This window comes from Kluyvera sp. CHPC 1.251 (assembly GCF_036759945.1).
Taxonomy (GTDB): Bacteria; Pseudomonadota; Gammaproteobacteria; order Enterobacterales; family Enterobacteriaceae; genus Kluyvera; species Kluyvera sichuanensis.
This window is the reverse complement of sequence record NZ_JAPKIC010000012.1, coordinates 50,184-65,255: the sequence shown is the minus strand read 5'-3', so window position 1 is coordinate 65,255 and position 15,072 is coordinate 50,184. Positions and strand designations below refer to the sequence as shown.

Below are 15,072 nucleotides of genomic sequence, written 5' to 3'. Positions count from 1 at the left end.
TCCTTAGGCCGCAATAGCGTTCATGATGGCGGGAACGGAAAGCTTATCGAGCGGGATCTCCGCCACCTGTTGGCGATCGCGCATGATGATCACCCGGTCGGCGTAGCCCACCAGCTCTTCCAGCTCGGACGAAATCACCAGCAGCGCCAGGCCATCGGCGCAGAGCGTTTCGATCAGGCGAATGATCTCCGCGTGGGCGCCCACGTCGATCCCACGGGTCGGTTCGTCGAGGATCAGGAACTGCGGGCGCGTTAGCAGCCAGCGGGAGAGCAGCACCTTCTGCTGGTTGCCGCCGGAGAGAAACTCTACCGGCTGCTCGGCGCTGGGAGTGCGGATTGCCAGCTGGCGGATAAAGCGTTCAGCAATGTCGTTCTGCTCTTTGCGCGGAATCGGCCGCAGCCAGCCGCGCTGAGCCTGCAGGGCGAGGATAATATTTTCCCGCACCGAGGCGGCGGCAATAATGCCGTCGGTTTTCCTGTCCTCCGGGCAGAAGCCAATCCCCAGACAGGAGGCCTGATGCGGCGATCGCAGGGTTTGCGGTTTACCTTTGATCATCGCCTGGCCGCTGTCAGCAGGATGGATACCGAAGATTACTTCGGCGGTTTCGGTGCGCCCCGATCCCAGCAGCCCCGCCAGGCCGACGATCTCGCCGGGGCGAACGTGCAGATCGAACGGCGCGATGGTGCCTTTTTTGCCGTATCCCTCGAACGAGGCGATCGGTTTGTCACTGAGCAGCGTACGCCCGGCGCGCTGTAGCGCCTGATGTTCCAGCTCACGGCCGAGCATCATTTTGACCAGCTCAATCTGCGGCAGCTCGCGGGTTTCCCGGCAGCCAACGAACGATCCGTTACGCAGCACGGTGATCCGATCGCTGACCGTATAGACCTGATCGAGGAAGTGGGTGACGAAGATCAGGCTTACACCACGATCGCGTAGCTGGCGCATCAGGGTGAAAAGCATCTCCACTTCTTTGGTATCGAGGCTGGCGGTCGGTTCATCGAGGATCAGCACTTTTGCCGAGAGATCGATAGCCCGGCAGATGGCGACAATTTGCTGCATCGCCACGGAAAAGCGGTTTAACGGCTCACGCACGTCGAGGGAGAAGCCGTAGGAGGCCATCAGCGCGGTGGCGCGCTTTTCCATCTCTTTGCGCTGGATAAAGCCAAAGCGTTTGGGTTCACGACCAATAAACAGGTTGTCCGCCACCGACATGTTCGGCAGCAGGTTCACTTCCTGGTAGACGGTGCCAATCCCCAACTGTTGGGCATGGGCGGTATTTTTCGGGTTAATTTGCTGGCCTTCCAGCCAGATGCTGCCGCTGTTGGCGTGGTAGACGCCGGTCAGCGCCTTGATGAGCGTCGATTTCCCCGCGCCGTTTTCACCGAGCAGCGCCATAATTTCACCGCGCCGCAGGCTGAAGTTGACGTTATCCAGCGCCTTGACGCCGGGGAAGTACTGGCAGAGCCCCTCGGTGCGGAGGATTTCCGGGTTGATTTCAGTGGTCATTGTGTGCTCTCCCCCTCACCCTAGCCCTCTCCCCGAGGGGGAGAGGGGACATATTGTGCCCAACTTGCAGCCCGCACCGCCCGGCTCCCTCTCCCTTTCAGGGAGAGGGTTGGGGTGAGGGTACAACCCGCTTAATAGCCCATATTTTTCTTCTTCTCTAACTCCTCTTTCGCCGTATCCGGCAGATACAGCGTGGACTTGGTCAGCGTCACTTTTTCCGGCATGGTGCCGTCTTTCTTGAATTTCTCCAGCGCATCAAACGCCGGGCCAGCCATATTCGGGGTCAACTCGACGCTGGCGTTGGCTTCACCGGCAATCATCGCTTTGTAGATATCCGGCACGCCGTCAATAGAGCCGGTCAGGATATCTTTGCCCGGCTTCAGCCCGGCCTCTTTGATGGCCTGAATAGCACCGATCACCATGTCGTCGTTATGGGCGTAAACCATGCAGATGTTCTTGCCGTTGTTCTCCGCCTTGATAAAGCTCTCCATCACCTCTTTACCCTTACTGCGGGTAAAGTCGCCAGACTGAGAGCGGATAATCTTGATGTTTGAGGCTTTCGAAATCGCATCGGCGAAGCCTTTCTTACGGTCAATCGCCACGCTCGCGCCGACGGTGCCCTGCAGCTCGACGACATTACACGGTTTGCCGTCGACGGTTTTAATCAGCCACTCGCCAATCAGTTGACCTTCCAGCACGTTGTTGGCGGTCACCGTGGTCATGTAGAGCGATTTGTCTTTGACATCAATGGATCGGTCGAGCAGGAAAACCGGGATTTTGGCCTCTTTGGCTTCCTTCAGCACCGGCTCCCAACCGGTGGCGACCACCGGGGCGATAAAGATGGCGTCTACGCCCTGGGCGATAAACGAGCGAACCGCTTTAATCTGGTTTTCCTGTTTTTGCTGCCCGTCGGCGATCTTCAGGGTAATACCGCGTTTCTCCGCTTCCTGCTTCGCGACGTTGGTTTCCGCCGCGCGCCAGCCGGATTCAGATCCGACCTGCGAAAATCCCACCGTTAAAGGAGCAGCCATGACCATAGACGACATGGCTGCGGAAACTGCTGTGACAAGAAGTAAGCGCTTCCACATAGAGTTATCCTCGTAGGGTTATTGTTGGTCAAATATTCATCTGCGGAAAAACTATAGACAATGGGATATGTAACGGAATGCGTTACATCACAATTCAAAAAAGTAAATTATTTGTTAATTAGCAGCAAACATCAGAGTTCAGGAAGGAGTAGGTGTCACGCACCCATTGATGGCTATCGTTTTTGTGTTTTTTTTGACCACAACGCTGCCATTTTTTACCGTGTTGTAAACGGTTTCATGATTTTATTCATGATGCGGCTACGTTTATGGATTTTTCTGCCGTAAGAAGGCACTGAAAAGGCCGGGTTCCAGGGGGAGAGGCGTAAAACAGGTCAAGACTTTCCCGGCGAGTTGGCTATAATACCGGGCACTAGTTTGCCATACATTCTAAAGGAAACAGACATGAGCTTACTCAACGTCCCTGCGGGTAAAGATCTGCCGGAAGATATCTACGTAGTCATCGAAATCCCGGCTAACGCAGATCCTATCAAATACGAAGTCGACAAAGAGAGCGGCGCGCTGTTCGTTGACCGTTTCATGTCCACCGCGATGTTCTATCCGTGCAACTACGGTTACATCAACCACACCCTGTCTCTGGACGGTGACCCGGTAGACGTTCTGGTCCCAACGCCATACCCACTGGAACCAGGTTCCGTCATTCGCTGCCGTCCAGTTGGCGTGCTGAAAATGACCGACGAATCCGGTGAAGATGCGAAGCTGGTTGCGGTACCGCACACCAAGCTGAGCAAAGAATACGATCACATCAAAGATGTGAACGACCTGCCAGACCTGCTGAAAGCGCAGATCACCCACTTCTTCGAGCACTACAAAGACCTCGAAGCGGGCAAATGGGTTAAGGTTGACGGTTGGGACAACGCTGAAGCGGCTAAAGCTGAAATCGTTGCTTCCTTCGAACGCGCGAAGAAATAATATTTTTCGAGCGTGACAAAACACCGCCTTCGGGCGGTGTTTTTGTTTGTGCGGATCCCGGTATCAGCAATACAAAAAACAACGCCACCCTAGGGTGGCGTTGTCGTATTCAATACTGGTCTTTGTCCAACCAGTTTCCACTTTCTATCAGCTTCAGCCCATCGACCGGGCGCTGATAGACGTACATCCAGGCACTGCCATAGGGCGTCTGGATGAGATGACGTGCATATTCACCTGCTTTGGTGCGCAGCGCATCCAGTTCGGCCAGCGTCGATGCGTCGATCCGATAAACCTCACCGTGTACCGTGCCTTCGCCGGGCACCGCGCCTGGATAGTGGCCCAGGCTGTACAGTTGATAATCGAAAACGCTGTGATCGCCCAGCCACTGGGCGTTGGTCATCCAGTGGCTGTTACCTTGTTTGCGCCGTAAACTGCCGTACACAAATATTCGCATTGCTAAAACTCAAACTGATAGAGCAAATCGAGCGCCTGGTCTACGCCAGACACCGCTTCCAGATACAGCTTAGGCATCAGGCGATAGCGTAACGTGAGCGTCGCTAAAGAGTCAAAGATCCCCACGCCATATTTCACCTGCAGACCCGGCAATACGTAACCACTGACCACCACCTGGGAGGAATCACCCACCCCTTGCGTATCCAGAGCCAGATTACTTACGCCAAACGTCTCGCCGATTTTACCCACAACCTGACCACTTTGTGCAACCCCCATACCAATAAGCATAGATGTCATGGCCGCACTGTCACTCTGACCGCTGTCCAGCCCCTGCCCACGAATGAGGTAGGAGAGCGCTTCCTGCTGCGACATCGCCGGGTCGGAGAAGACTTCCGCCTTAGGCTGGTCGGCGGAGCCGGTGACGCGAACGCCGGCGATCACGTCGTTCTCGGTGGACTCTGGGTTACGAATGGCTTCGATATTCAGCAACGGTTGATCCGGTGGGCCGGAGAACAGCAGCTCGCCTTTACGCACGATCAGATCCTGGCCGTAGGCGTGGAAGCGCCCTTCCGGAATATTGATCTGCCCGTTCAGCCCCAGCCCCTGTTTATCCTGCGCCACCTTCAGGTCGCCGGTCAGGCGCGCCTTCAGGCCGAAAGCATCCAGACGGACGTTGTTGCCGACATGGATATTCAGGTTGCTGTTGATAGGGATCGACGCGGACTGCGTTTTCTCCGGCTGAAGGTTGCTGTTAAGCATCACTTCGTCGCTGGAGACACCGACGGCGCTTTCCGGCACGTCTTTCACCACAATACGCGCCCATGGAATATCGACGTTACCATCCAGCGTGAACAGGCTTGGCGTGGCTTTAAATTCAACGTCCGGTGACACATCCAGGCGCACCATCGGCGGCACGGTTATACGAACCCGGCTGCCTTTCGCGGCAATACGCGCACGCCAGTTGTCTATCTGCCGCCAGTCCGCGTCGCCGTCCAGGCTAATTTGTCCCTGCTGGGTACGGATATCGCCCTGCAGCGTTGAGCTCGCGCCGTTGAAGTTCATGGTTATCTGACTTGGCTGCATGTCGAACGGCATAAAGTTGCCGTCGACGTCGATACCGTTCAACTGCATCTGCCCGTAAAGCAGTGGGCTTTGCACATCGCCGCCAAGGCGCAGGTTCGCATTAAGCTTCCCTTCTGCCTTTTCGCCGCGGGAGAAGATGGGGTTAATCATCGCCAGCGAGAAGTTACGGATATTGACGTTACCGCCCAGATTACGCCGCCCTTGCGGGTCGGTGACCTGCACCTGCCCGTCCAGTTGACCGTTGTTGGTCAGGCGGATAAGCCAGCCCAGCTCGGCGCGGTTGTTGTGCAGGTCAGCGTTCAGATTCAGCGTATCGAAAGCCACCGGCAGCGGCGCATCGTTGACGATTTGCGTGACCTTCACATTGCGCCCGGAGAGCGTCACTTTGCCCTGCGGCAGCCCCTCTTTGGTGGTGTCCCAGGTGACATCAGCGTTGCCGCTGAACACGCCGCTCGCCTGCGTTGCTTCCGGCATAAACGGTTTGAGCATCGCTAAGTCGAAGCGGTTGAGGTTCACTATCGCATGGCCTGCCGCCCCGGCATCAATCGTCTGCGGCACGCAAAGCTCGGCGTTCGGGTTCACCCAGCAGTGCGGCCCGATGCTGATTTTCTGTTCGAGGTTGCGGTAATCCAGCGCGATATCGCGGTTGATGGACCACGGGCCAACCGGGGTCTGGAAGCGCGTATTGCTGAGCGCCCCCTTCCAGCGTTCTTCTTTGCGGTCGAAGCTGCCCGACAGCGCTAATTGGCCGGAGACCGGTTCACCCTGAATCTGCAGCTGCAGCGCATGCTGCTTCTCGTTGCCTTTGGCCGCCAGATGCACCAGGCCAATATTCAGGCCCGGCTGCGCAATGCGTTCCACGCGCACATCGAGGTTCCCGGCAATCTGATCGGTCGACTTGACGTCGCCGTCCACGCGTACCTGGGCAATCGACAGCTCCTGCCAGCGCAGGCCGCGCGCGGTGATATCCGCCAGCAGCTGCGGGGCTTCCACCGTGCCGCGGATTTTCACTAGCCCTTTCGCCGTGCCGCCAAGGCCCGGCAGCATGTTGTCGAGCTTCGGCGCATCAATGTTGGCATCCAGGTTGAGGTCTTTCACTCCCAACTCGCCCTTCACATCGGCCGTGTTGTTACCCAGCGCCACGTGCAACCCAGGAATGGTCCACTGCATGTAGCTGTTGCCGCGCAGCGAACCATCGACGTTCACCTTATTCTGTTTCACGTTGCCAGTGATTTTCACCTCCGGTACGTTCATCTGCCAGGTGCCGCCGTAGAGACTACCGTTAGTTTTAATCAGGCCATCCAGCTTCGATGGCCAGTCCGGCGCCACCTTCGCGGTGTTGATCCCACGGAGCGCCAGTTCGCCGCGCCAGCTGATCGCCTGCTGCCAGTCGAGCAGCGCGGTCAGTTCGGTTTTCCCCTCCAGCGCCGCCACGGTCAGCTTATCGAGACTCACCTGCCGCTCGTTACCTTTCGCGTCAATGGTGATATCCGCTGGCGGCACGCCCTGCCCTTTCACCGCAGTGCGGAATGAAAGCGTGTAGTCGGTCATCTTGCCGCCGAGCTTCAGCTTCAGATCATCGGCCTGATACTGCTTCTCGCCGGTAAACGGCCAGTAAAGCTGTTTGCTGTTGATCTCAAGGTTGAACGGCAGCCCAGCTTCCGCCAGCTGCGTCTGAGCGCGGAGGCTCATATCCACCGGGCCTGACAGATTCACGCCCAGCTCCAGCTGTTTACGCACCTCACCGCCCACTTTCAGCTTCACTTTCTCGCCCTTCAACGGGTCGATGTTCAGCGTACTGTTGAGCGTGATGTCTACCGGCCAGTCGTTGATCAACTGCGCGGTACCGCTGGCATTCACCGTCCCCTGACTGGAGTCGACGTCCAGCGTATCGAGCTTCATATTGCCGTCGATACTGCTCACCTTCAGCAGCATTTTGTAGACCGTCAGGTCAGTGTCGCCGGTAATGCGCAGCTGCTCGCCGCTAAAGGACTCAATGTTCAGGTTCAGCGGCAGATGAACATCGGTCATCTCCGGCAGCACCGGTTTGGAGAACAGCTCGGTCATGGTCTCGCCGAGCGGTTTTTCCTGCGGTTGCGGGTTGTCGATTTTCGGTTCAACCACCTCTTTTTGCGCCACGTCGGCCACCTTCGGCAGGGCGATCAGCAGCCCTTGCAGCGTGGTTGGCGTCAGAGTCAGGTTTTTATCCTGCCATGTCAGCCCGCTGGTAAAGTCCATCACCGACACCGTCGTGTCATCAATCTTGATATTGACGCTGTTAAGCGCAAACCGCTTGAGGGTAATCGGGTACGGCGTGGAGAGGTTCAGCGGGCCGCTGTCCTCCTCTTTCACCGGCGCGGCGGGCGGCATTTTGCTGCTGTCGATAGCCACGTTAATGTTGCTGAGTGCAATATCGTTCACGCACACGCTGCTGTGCCACAGGCAGTTGAGATCCACCGCCAGATGGAATTCCCCGGCATCTACCGCCACGCCCGGCTGGGTGTAGCGGACGTTTTTCAGCGTCAGATCGCGCCAGCCGCCGGTAACCTTGCCGATTTCCAGCCCCGGAACCCAGCGGTTTGCCGCGTTAAACAGCAGATGTAACCCTGTCGTCGTGCCGACGAGGAATCCGACGATCCCCACCAGCAGCACGAGAAAAATCAGTACGCCGAGGCTTATTTTCTTCCATAACGTCATAGTTCAGGCCCCAGTCCGATATAAAACTGCAATCCATGTTCTTCTTTGTCGCCCACCGGAACGGCGAAATCGAGCTTGATAGGCCCAACCGGCGACTGCCAGCGTACGCCGACGCCTGCGCCTTTTTTCCAGTCGCTCTGGCGGATATCACTGACCGCTTCACCGCCGTCAACAAACACCGCGCCCCACCACTTCCCGGTCACGTTGTACTGATACTCCAGCGAGCCGGTAGCCAGTTTGGAGGCACCGATCAGCTTGCCATTATCGTCACGCGGGGCGATCGATTTGTACTTATAGCCGCGAATACTGCGGTCACCACCGGCGAAAAATCGCAGGTCTGGCGGTACGCGGTCGAAGTCGCCGGTTTCAATCCAGCCCAGATTGCCGCGCATCACGAAGCGATGGCGGTCATAGAGCGTACGGATCCAGACGTTTTGGGCCTGAATCACCGAGAAGTCGACGTCCGAACCCCAGGCGGTGTTGGAGTAGTCGATAGAGTAGCGCTGTGAGTCACCCCAGGTTGGCATCAGGCCGCCGCGCGAGCGGGTTCGGCTGATGGAGACCCCAGGGTAGAACAGCATGGTGGTGTTAGTGACATCGGCCTGGGTAAAGTGGTCGAGGCTCCAGCGCAGGTTGATAGCGCGCTGCCAGCCGCTCGACAGATCCCAGAAGCGTGAAACCGCCAGCGTGGTGGAGTCCGCTTTGGTGTCGTTAAGGTCGGTACTTTTGAAACCGCCCTGCACCAGGTAATACTGCTCCAGCGGGTTTTTCAGCAGTGGCATTTTGTAGCTGAAATCCAGCTGCTGTTCTGGCGCGGACACGCTGACGCTGGTTGTCAGGCTGTGGCCGTAGGAGTTAACCCACGGTTTTTTCCATGAGGCTTTCACCCGCGGCCCCACGTCGGTGGAGTAGCCGCCACCCAGTTCAACGGTGTTTTCGCTGCGCGGCGAGACGACGCCATGCAGCGGTAGCACCTTCGTTTCCCGGGATTTATCAAATTCAGGGGCCACCACCACCGAGTTAAACCAACCGGTAGCAGAGAGACGGCGGTTCAGTTCAGCGAGATCGCTGGACTGGTAATAATCGCCTTTTTTAAATGGCACCAGATGCTGCAAATACTCTTCGCGGATCTGCGAGCCTTCAAAAGTGACGTCGCCAAAGCGGTAGCGTTCGCCGCTATCATAGTCGATATCCCAGAACGCCTGATGACGTTCGAGCGACACGCCGAGCTGGCTCTTTTTAAACTCGCTATCAAAGTAGCCTTTGCGTAGCGCCACGCTGGTTAGCGAGCTTTTAAAGTGGTCATAATCGCCGTGATCCAGGACGGATCCAATTTTCGGCCGGGTTTTCAGCAGCGCCAGATAATCACTGTCGGTCCGCGCGCCGCCGCGCAGGATAACGTCGGTGCCGCCAATAAGCACCGGTTCACCGGGCGTGACTTTCGCCAGCAGCACCTGGCGGCCTTTGGCCGGCGGCGGCTTGAGTTCGAAATCAATGGTCGGCTCATAGTAGCCGAGGGCCTTCAGCCCTTCACGAATAGCATCATCAACGCGCGCGCGAAAACGACGATCGGCGGTAACTTCATCGCTGTCGATCGTCGAAAGCTGCGCACGCACGTTTTTTTGTAGCTCGCCTGTGAGCCCTTCAACCTGCAGACGGACGTTTGCTGCACTGGCAACACCGCTGGTCAGCAGCAAGCTCACCAAACATAACTGGCGGATTTGTCGCACATTTTCTCCTGAATATCCTTGTTCCCACCCCAACGGGAAACGAAAGCCCGCTCCGCGGCCACAACTGCGTTTTCACCATTACTGCGCTCTGAGGGCGCACGGCATTCAACGTCAGCGCAAAAAACCCACTCTTTGTCGGGTTGAAATAAAGACAGAGCCCCAAATTATTCTTATGTTTAAATTTAGACGTATTCGGCGTGTTTATTGTGTTAAAAGACACGCTCGGTTACAACCTTAACGGAAATTACCGTACACCGGAGGCCTATCCCATGAGTCTAGCTGATAAAAAACACCTTGTATCTCAATCGGATGCATTACCCGGAAGAAATACGCCGATGCCGGTCGCCACGCTCAATGTTGTGACAGAACACTCAATGACGCACGTTCCGGAGGGGATGGAGGTCGCCTTATTCGCCATGGGCTGCTTCTGGGGTGTCGAACGCCTGTACTGGCAGATACCAGGGGTTTACAGCACCGCAGCGGGTTACACCGGCGGCTATACGCCAAATCCGACCTACCGCGAAGTGTGCAGCGGCCAGACCGGGCACGCGGAAGCGGTACGCGTGGTGTATGACCCGACGGTCGTCAGCTATGGCGAGCTGCTGAAAGTGTTCTGGGAGAACCACGACCCGGCGCAGGGGATGAGACAGGGCAACGATCAGGGCACGCAGTACCGTTCGGCAATTTACCCCGTCACGCCGGAACAAGATCAGGAAGCACATGCCAGCCTGAAGCAGTTCCAGGAGGCGATGCGCCTCTCGGGCGATGCTCGCACCATCACCACCGACATCGCCAACGCGAAGCCGTTCTACTATGCCGAGGATGAGCACCAGCAGTACCTGTACAAAAATCCGCACGGCTACTGCGGCATCGGTGGCATTGGCGTGTGCCTGCCGCCTCAGGCCTAAGTTACTGGGAGATCACCACGCGTGCAGCATGGCGCGTGGCGTGCGTCACCGTCCCAAGCTCATAGATTTGCCCCTGCAGCAGCAGGTTAAACACGGGGGCATTTGGGCGGTTAAGCCGCGTTTGCAGCAAATGCACCGCCTCCACGCCGAGCGATCGACAGGGAATGGCAATACCGGTGGTTTCGTCGCGCATTCGCGCATCCAGCTCCCAGACGTAGGTGGTCATCAGCGAGATATCCTGCGGTACGCGTACGCCCTGCTTTTCCAGCACGTGCTGAACGCCCATCGACATCGGCAGACCGGCGCAGAAAATCACCTCCGGCCACATTGATGACGGCGTTGAGGCAAACCAGTCGGCAATCGCCCGTTCGGTCTCCTCCTCGGAAAAACCTTCGGTGACCAGCAGGTCGCGCTGCGCATCAAAAGGCAGCTGATACTGCCGGTATACTTCTTTAATCCCTTCAAGCCGCCAGTACATGGTTTCACGGCGCAGGCTGGTAACGCTCAGAATACGTCGGTGGCCCTGTTCAAACAGATAGCTGGCCGCCCGATAGCCAATCGCCCGGTGGTCCGGCGAAACAGAGTCCAGCAGCCCCTCTTTATCCCGCGAATTAATCAGTACGCACGGTTTACCGAGCGACTGCGCCAGCTTGTGGATGGTGGGATCATCAATGCCGATGATAATTATCGCGTTGATATTCTTATGGCTGACCTTTTCGAGGAACACCTTGATATCGGCGCGCTGCTCATCCAGCCCGCAGTAGCTCACGTAGACATCGTGCGGCGAGACCGCCTCGGCAATGCCGCGCGTTACCTCCAGATAGTAGGTATCCCCCTGGGCGGTAAAGGTGCGCTGCGGCGCGAACACCGCAATGCCGTTAATCAGCAAACGACCACTGGCTAAATCATCGAGCACTCCCAGCCTGCGCGCGCAGCTGACGATAGCTTCCCGCGCCTTTTCACTGGTGTAGGATTTGCCGCTCAACACCCGGGAAACGGTGCTGACCGAATAGCCCGTTTGGGCGGCAATTTCATCCATTTTTAGCTTGCCGGACATAGTGTGACCTCTGTCGCAATCATGTTTTGCAAATTTTTGCAGATGCAGTTTGCTGATTTTAAAACCCATTTTCAGTTTCCCGCGCAGATTCCTGTCCAGCCTGCGAGCATTCTCACAAATTCCGTTTGTCCACTTTCCCTGCCTTCCCTATTTTCAGATTTCAGTCATTCCTATCACGGTTAAGGTGCAACATGGATAAGGTGCGTTTTGGCATTATCGGCGTGGGTAACATTGGTACACTTCACGCCCGTTACCTGATGGCAGGTACGGTGAAAGAGGCCTGCCTGACGGCAGTGTGCGATAACGATCTCAGCAAGCATCCGGCCATTCGCCAGCTTGTTGGCGACGGCATAACCCTATTCGACGATGCCGAAACCATGCTGAAAAGCGGGCTGATCGACGCGGTTATCGTCTCCACCCCGCACTACGACCATCCTGGCCTGTCGATGATGGCGATGCGCCATGGTATCCATACCCTTTGCGAAAAACCGGCCGGGGTCTATACCGCCCAGGTGCGCGAAATGAACGAATATGCCCGCGGCTGCAATGTGGTGTTCGGCATGATGTTCAACCAGCGCCCTAACCCGCTGTATCAGAAAGTCAAAGAGCTGATCGACAGCGGCGAGCTGGGCGAACTCCGTCGCTCCAACTGGATTATCACCAACTGGTATCGCTCGCAGAGCTACTACAACTCCGGCGGCTGGCGCGCTACCTGGAAAGGTGAAGGCGGCGGCGTGCTGCTGAATCAAGACCCGCATCAGCTCGACCTCTGGCAGTGGCTGGTCGGCATGCCGGTGCGCATGCGTGCGTTCTGCCAGTTCGGTAAGCACCGCGATATTGAAGTGGAAAATGATGTCACCGCCTACGCCGAGTACGCCAACGGCGCAACCGGGGTCTTTATTACCACCACCGCAGAAGCGCCGGGCACCAACCGTCTGGAAATCACCGGCGATCGCGGCAAAGTGGTGGTGGAAGAAGGCCGCCTGCGCTTCTGGCGTCTGCGCGAATCCGAGCCGGAATTCAACGCCCGCTGGCAGAACGGCTTTGGCGAGCCGGAGTGCTGGGAAGTCATCATCCCGACTCCGCCTGAGAGCAGCGAGCACCACGTGGTCACCGCCAACTTCTGCGATGCCGTGCTGCACGGTAAACCGCTGATTGCCCCCGGCACCGACGGGATTCGCGGCCTGACGCTCTCTAATGCGATGCACCTCTCCACCTGGACCGACGACTGGGTCAACCTGCCGTTTGACGAGGCGCTGTTTAAAAAGCTGTTAGACGAACGCATTGCCACCTCCGTTGAAAAACAGGTCGAAAGTAAAACGCTGGATGCCTCCGGCACCTGGTAATCCGCCTCAGGAGAGACACATGTTACGCATTGCAATAGTGGGAACCGGGAACATCTCCCACAACCATATTCAGGGATATCAGGAGTTTGCCGACCGCTGCCAGATAGTCGCGCTGGTCGATATCTATCCGGAAAAAGCGCAGGAGAAGAAAGCCCGCTACGGGCTGACGGACGCTACAGTATTCAGCAGCCATCAGGCGCTGCTGGAGTCTGGCCTTGAGGTGGATATTGTCGATGTTTGTACTCCGCCGTACGTGCATGCGGAAATCAGCATCGATGCCTTAAACGCCGGTAAACATGTGCTGTGTGAGAAGCCAATGGCGGCGTCGCTGGAGGAGTGCGACGCGATGATCGCCGCCCAGCGCGCCAGCGGCAAAATCCTCTCCATTATCGCCCAGAACCGCTTCACCGATGCCTTCTGGCGCTTAAAGCAGGTGGTGGACTCCGGCGAACTGGGGAAAATCTGCCACGCACAGGTGGACTCGTTCTGGTGGCGCGGCCACTGCTACTACGACCTGTGGTGGCGCGGTACCTGGGAAAAAGAGGGCGGCGGCTGCACCCTGAACCATGCGGTGCACCATATCGATGCCATCCAGTGGATGCTGGGCTTCCCAACGGAAGTGGTGGCGATGATGACCAACGTTGCCCACGATAACGCCGAAGTGGAAGACCTTTCCGCCGCCATCTTCCGCTACAGCAGCGGCGCGCTGACGCAGTTGACCGCCTCGGTGGTGCATCACGGTGAAGACCAGAAAATCGTGATTCAGGGCGATAAAGCGCGCATCTCCGCCCCGTGGGACGTGTGGGCCAGCGTCTCCGCCGATAACGGCTTCCCACAGGAGCAGCATAACGACGAGCTGGAAGCGCGGCTGGACTCACTCTTCCGCAATACGCCGAAGCTCAACTACACGTTGCATACCGGGCAGATTAACGACCTGCTGAACGCTGTAGAGCAGCATGGCGAACCGCTGATTGATGGCGTACAGGGTAAACGCTCGCTCGAGCTGATTACCGCCATCTATCAATCTTCCATTACCGGGCGCGTCGTGACGCTGCCCGTCAGCCCGAATGAGCCCTGGTATAAAACCGGTGGCCTGGTTTCCCTCGCCCCACACTTCTACGAGAAGGCGGCATCAGTCGAGAACTTCAGCGAAGTGGGCGCAATTCCGTTGGGTAAAGATTTGGACAAAGGAGCATAAACATGAGCATCAAAGACGGTATGAACTACGCCCCGGTGGGCAAACCACAGCCGGTTGTTGGCAAGGGCGAGTTTATTATTGCGGCGGCGGCGTTAGACCACGGCCATATCTACGGGATGTGTAACGGTCTGATAGAAGCCGGGGCGACGCTGAAATGGGTTTATGATCCGGACCCGGCAAAGGTTGATAAGTTCGTGCAGCAGTACCCGCAGGCGCAGGTTGCGCCGACGCTGGAAACGATTTTAAACGACGGCAGCGTCCAGCTCGTTGCCGGAGCGGCGATTCCGTCCGAGCGCTGCGCGCTGGGGCTGAAGGTGATGGATGCCGGGAAAGACTACTTCACCGATAAAGCCCCGCTGACCACGCTGGCGCAGCTTGAAGCCGCGAAGCGCAAAGTGGCGGAAACCGGGCGTAAATACGCGGTGTACTACAGCGAGCGCCTGCACGTGGAAAGCGCCGTCTTTGCCGGGCAGCTGGTTGCCGAAGGCGCGATTGGCCGCGTGATGCAGACGCTGGGCGTCGGCCCACACCGCGAAGGCACCGGTCGCCCGGACTGGTTCTACGAAAAAGAATTCTTCGGCGGCATTCTGTGTGACATCGGCAGCCACCAGATTGAGCAGTTCCTGTTTTATACCGGCAACAGCGATGCGCGCATCGTGGCAAGCCAGGTTCGCAACGTGAACCATCCGCAGTACCCGCAGTTTGAAGATTTCGGCGATGCCATGCTGGCAGGTGACAACGGCGCCACCGGCTACTTCCGCTGCGACTGGTTTACGCCGGATGGCCTCTCCAGCTGGGGCGACGGCCGCTTAACGCTGCTTGGCACCGAGGGTTATATCGAAATCCGTAAATACGTCGATATCACCCACGGCGAGCAGGACGTGGTCTATCTGGTTAACAAAGAAGGCGAGTTCCGCTATCCGGTGGCAGGCAAGGTAGGCTTCCCTTATTTCGGCGAGCTGATTCGGGACTGCCTGAACCGCACCGAAAACGCCATGACCCAGGCGCACACCTTTAAAGCGGCCGAGCTGTGCGTGAAAGCGCAGATGCTGGCGAACGCGGTGGAATAACGGGAG

At 57.4% G+C, this 15,072-nt stretch carries 11 protein-coding genes; 5 read left to right on the top strand and 6 right to left on the bottom strand.

What is annotated here, in order from left to right:
- Positions 1 to 3: 3 nt before the first annotated feature.
- Complete coding sequence (ytfR, locus tag V6940_RS19745; protein ID WP_333497020.1) at positions 4 to 1,506, bottom strand: galactofuranose ABC transporter, ATP-binding protein YtfR; 1,503 nt, start codon at positions 1,504 to 1,506, stop codon at positions 4 to 6.
- 131 nt (positions 1,507 to 1,637) lie between these two features.
- Positions 1,638 to 2,594, bottom strand: coding sequence for a galactofuranose ABC transporter, galactofuranose-binding protein YtfQ (ytfQ, locus tag V6940_RS19740; RefSeq protein ID WP_123651118.1), 957 nt, complete (start codon positions 2,592 to 2,594; stop codon positions 1,638 to 1,640).
- 402 nt (positions 2,595 to 2,996) lie between these two features.
- On the opposite strand from ytfQ, the gene ppa reads away from it, so the two are divergent.
- Positions 2,997 to 3,524 carry an inorganic diphosphatase gene (gene ppa, locus V6940_RS19735; protein WP_005134479.1) on the top strand — a complete coding sequence of 176 codons (528 nt, stop codon included), beginning with the start codon at positions 2,997 to 2,999 and terminating at the stop codon, positions 3,522 to 3,524.
- 109 nt (positions 3,525 to 3,633) lie between these two features.
- Here ppa and V6940_RS19730 read toward each other — a convergent pair whose 3' ends face one another.
- The 3 genes from V6940_RS19730 to tamA are packed head-to-tail and all read right to left on the bottom strand — an operon-like array spanning position 3,634 to position 9,487.
- Positions 3,634 to 3,978, bottom strand: coding sequence for a gamma-glutamylcyclotransferase family protein (locus V6940_RS19730; protein ID WP_035896263.1), 345 nt, complete (start codon positions 3,976 to 3,978; stop codon positions 3,634 to 3,636).
- A 2-nt stretch (positions 3,979 to 3,980) separates the two neighbouring features.
- A complete protein-coding gene (tamB, locus tag V6940_RS19725; RefSeq protein WP_333497019.1) occupies positions 3,981 to 7,757 on the bottom strand; it encodes an autotransporter assembly complex protein TamB in 3,777 nt (1,258 codons plus the stop codon).
- Positions 7,754 to 9,487 carry an autotransporter assembly complex protein TamA gene (gene tamA / locus V6940_RS19720; protein ID WP_333497018.1) on the bottom strand — a complete coding sequence of 578 codons (1,734 nt, stop codon included), beginning with the start codon at positions 9,485 to 9,487 and terminating at the stop codon, positions 7,754 to 7,756. Before tamA ends, tamB begins: the two co-directional genes overlap by 4 nt.
- A gap of 269 nt (positions 9,488 to 9,756) precedes the next feature.
- Between tamA and msrA the strand changes: the two genes are divergently transcribed.
- A complete protein-coding gene (gene msrA / locus V6940_RS19715; RefSeq protein WP_333497017.1) occupies positions 9,757 to 10,395 on the top strand; it encodes a peptide-methionine (S)-S-oxide reductase MsrA in 639 nt (212 codons plus the stop codon).
- Position 10,396: 1 nt separating this feature from the next.
- On the opposite strand, the gene V6940_RS19710 is transcribed toward msrA, so the two are convergent.
- Positions 10,397 to 11,452: a LacI family DNA-binding transcriptional regulator gene (locus V6940_RS19710; RefSeq protein ID WP_333497016.1), complete on the bottom strand. Its 1,056-nt coding sequence runs from the start codon at positions 11,450 to 11,452 to the stop codon at positions 10,397 to 10,399.
- Positions 11,453 to 11,643: 191 nt separating this feature from the next.
- Here V6940_RS19710 and V6940_RS19705 point away from each other — a divergent pair, with 191 nt between their 5' ends.
- Genes V6940_RS19705 through V6940_RS19695 form a run of 3 tightly spaced genes read left to right on the top strand, consistent with a single transcriptional unit; the run spans position 11,644 to position 15,066 of the window.
- Positions 11,644 to 12,798 (top strand): Gfo/Idh/MocA family protein, encoded by a 1,155-nt coding sequence (locus tag V6940_RS19705; protein WP_333497015.1) that lies wholly within the window; start codon positions 11,644 to 11,646, stop codon positions 12,796 to 12,798.
- A gap of 19 nt (positions 12,799 to 12,817) precedes the next feature.
- Positions 12,818 to 13,996: a Gfo/Idh/MocA family protein gene (locus V6940_RS19700; RefSeq protein WP_333497014.1), complete on the top strand. Its 1,179-nt coding sequence runs from the start codon at positions 12,818 to 12,820 to the stop codon at positions 13,994 to 13,996.
- A 2-nt stretch (positions 13,997 to 13,998) separates the two neighbouring features.
- Positions 13,999 to 15,066 (top strand): Gfo/Idh/MocA family protein, encoded by a 1,068-nt coding sequence (locus V6940_RS19695; protein WP_333497013.1) that lies wholly within the window; start codon positions 13,999 to 14,001, stop codon positions 15,064 to 15,066.
- The last annotated feature ends 6 nt before the right edge of the window (positions 15,067 to 15,072 follow it).

Bases quoted from the DNA above. Each gene is read 5' to 3' on its own strand.
- V6940_RS19695 (WP_333497013.1), top strand. From the start codon at position 13,999: ATGAGCATCAAAGACGGTATGAACTACGCCCCGGTGGGCAAACCACAG.
- V6940_RS19710 (WP_333497016.1), bottom strand. From the start codon at position 11,452: ATGTCCGGCAAGCTAAAAATGGATGAAATTGCCGCCCAAACGGGCTAT.
- tamB (WP_333497019.1), bottom strand. From the start codon at position 7,757: ATGACGTTATGGAAGAAAATAAGCCTCGGCGTACTGATTTTTCTCGTG.
- ppa (WP_005134479.1), top strand. From the start codon at position 2,997: ATGAGCTTACTCAACGTCCCTGCGGGTAAAGATCTGCCGGAAGATATC.
- V6940_RS19700 (WP_333497014.1), top strand. From the start codon at position 12,818: ATGTTACGCATTGCAATAGTGGGAACCGGGAACATCTCCCACAACCAT.
- ytfQ (WP_123651118.1), bottom strand. From the start codon at position 2,594: ATGTGGAAGCGCTTACTTCTTGTCACAGCAGTTTCCGCAGCCATGTCG.
- ytfR (WP_333497020.1), bottom strand. From the start codon at position 1,506: ATGACCACTGAAATCAACCCGGAAATCCTCCGCACCGAGGGGCTCTGC.
- V6940_RS19705 (WP_333497015.1), top strand. From the start codon at position 11,644: ATGGATAAGGTGCGTTTTGGCATTATCGGCGTGGGTAACATTGGTACA.
- V6940_RS19730 (WP_035896263.1), bottom strand. From the start codon at position 3,978: ATGCGAATATTTGTGTACGGCAGTTTACGGCGCAAACAAGGTAACAGC.
- msrA (WP_333497017.1), top strand. From the start codon at position 9,757: ATGAGTCTAGCTGATAAAAAACACCTTGTATCTCAATCGGATGCATTA.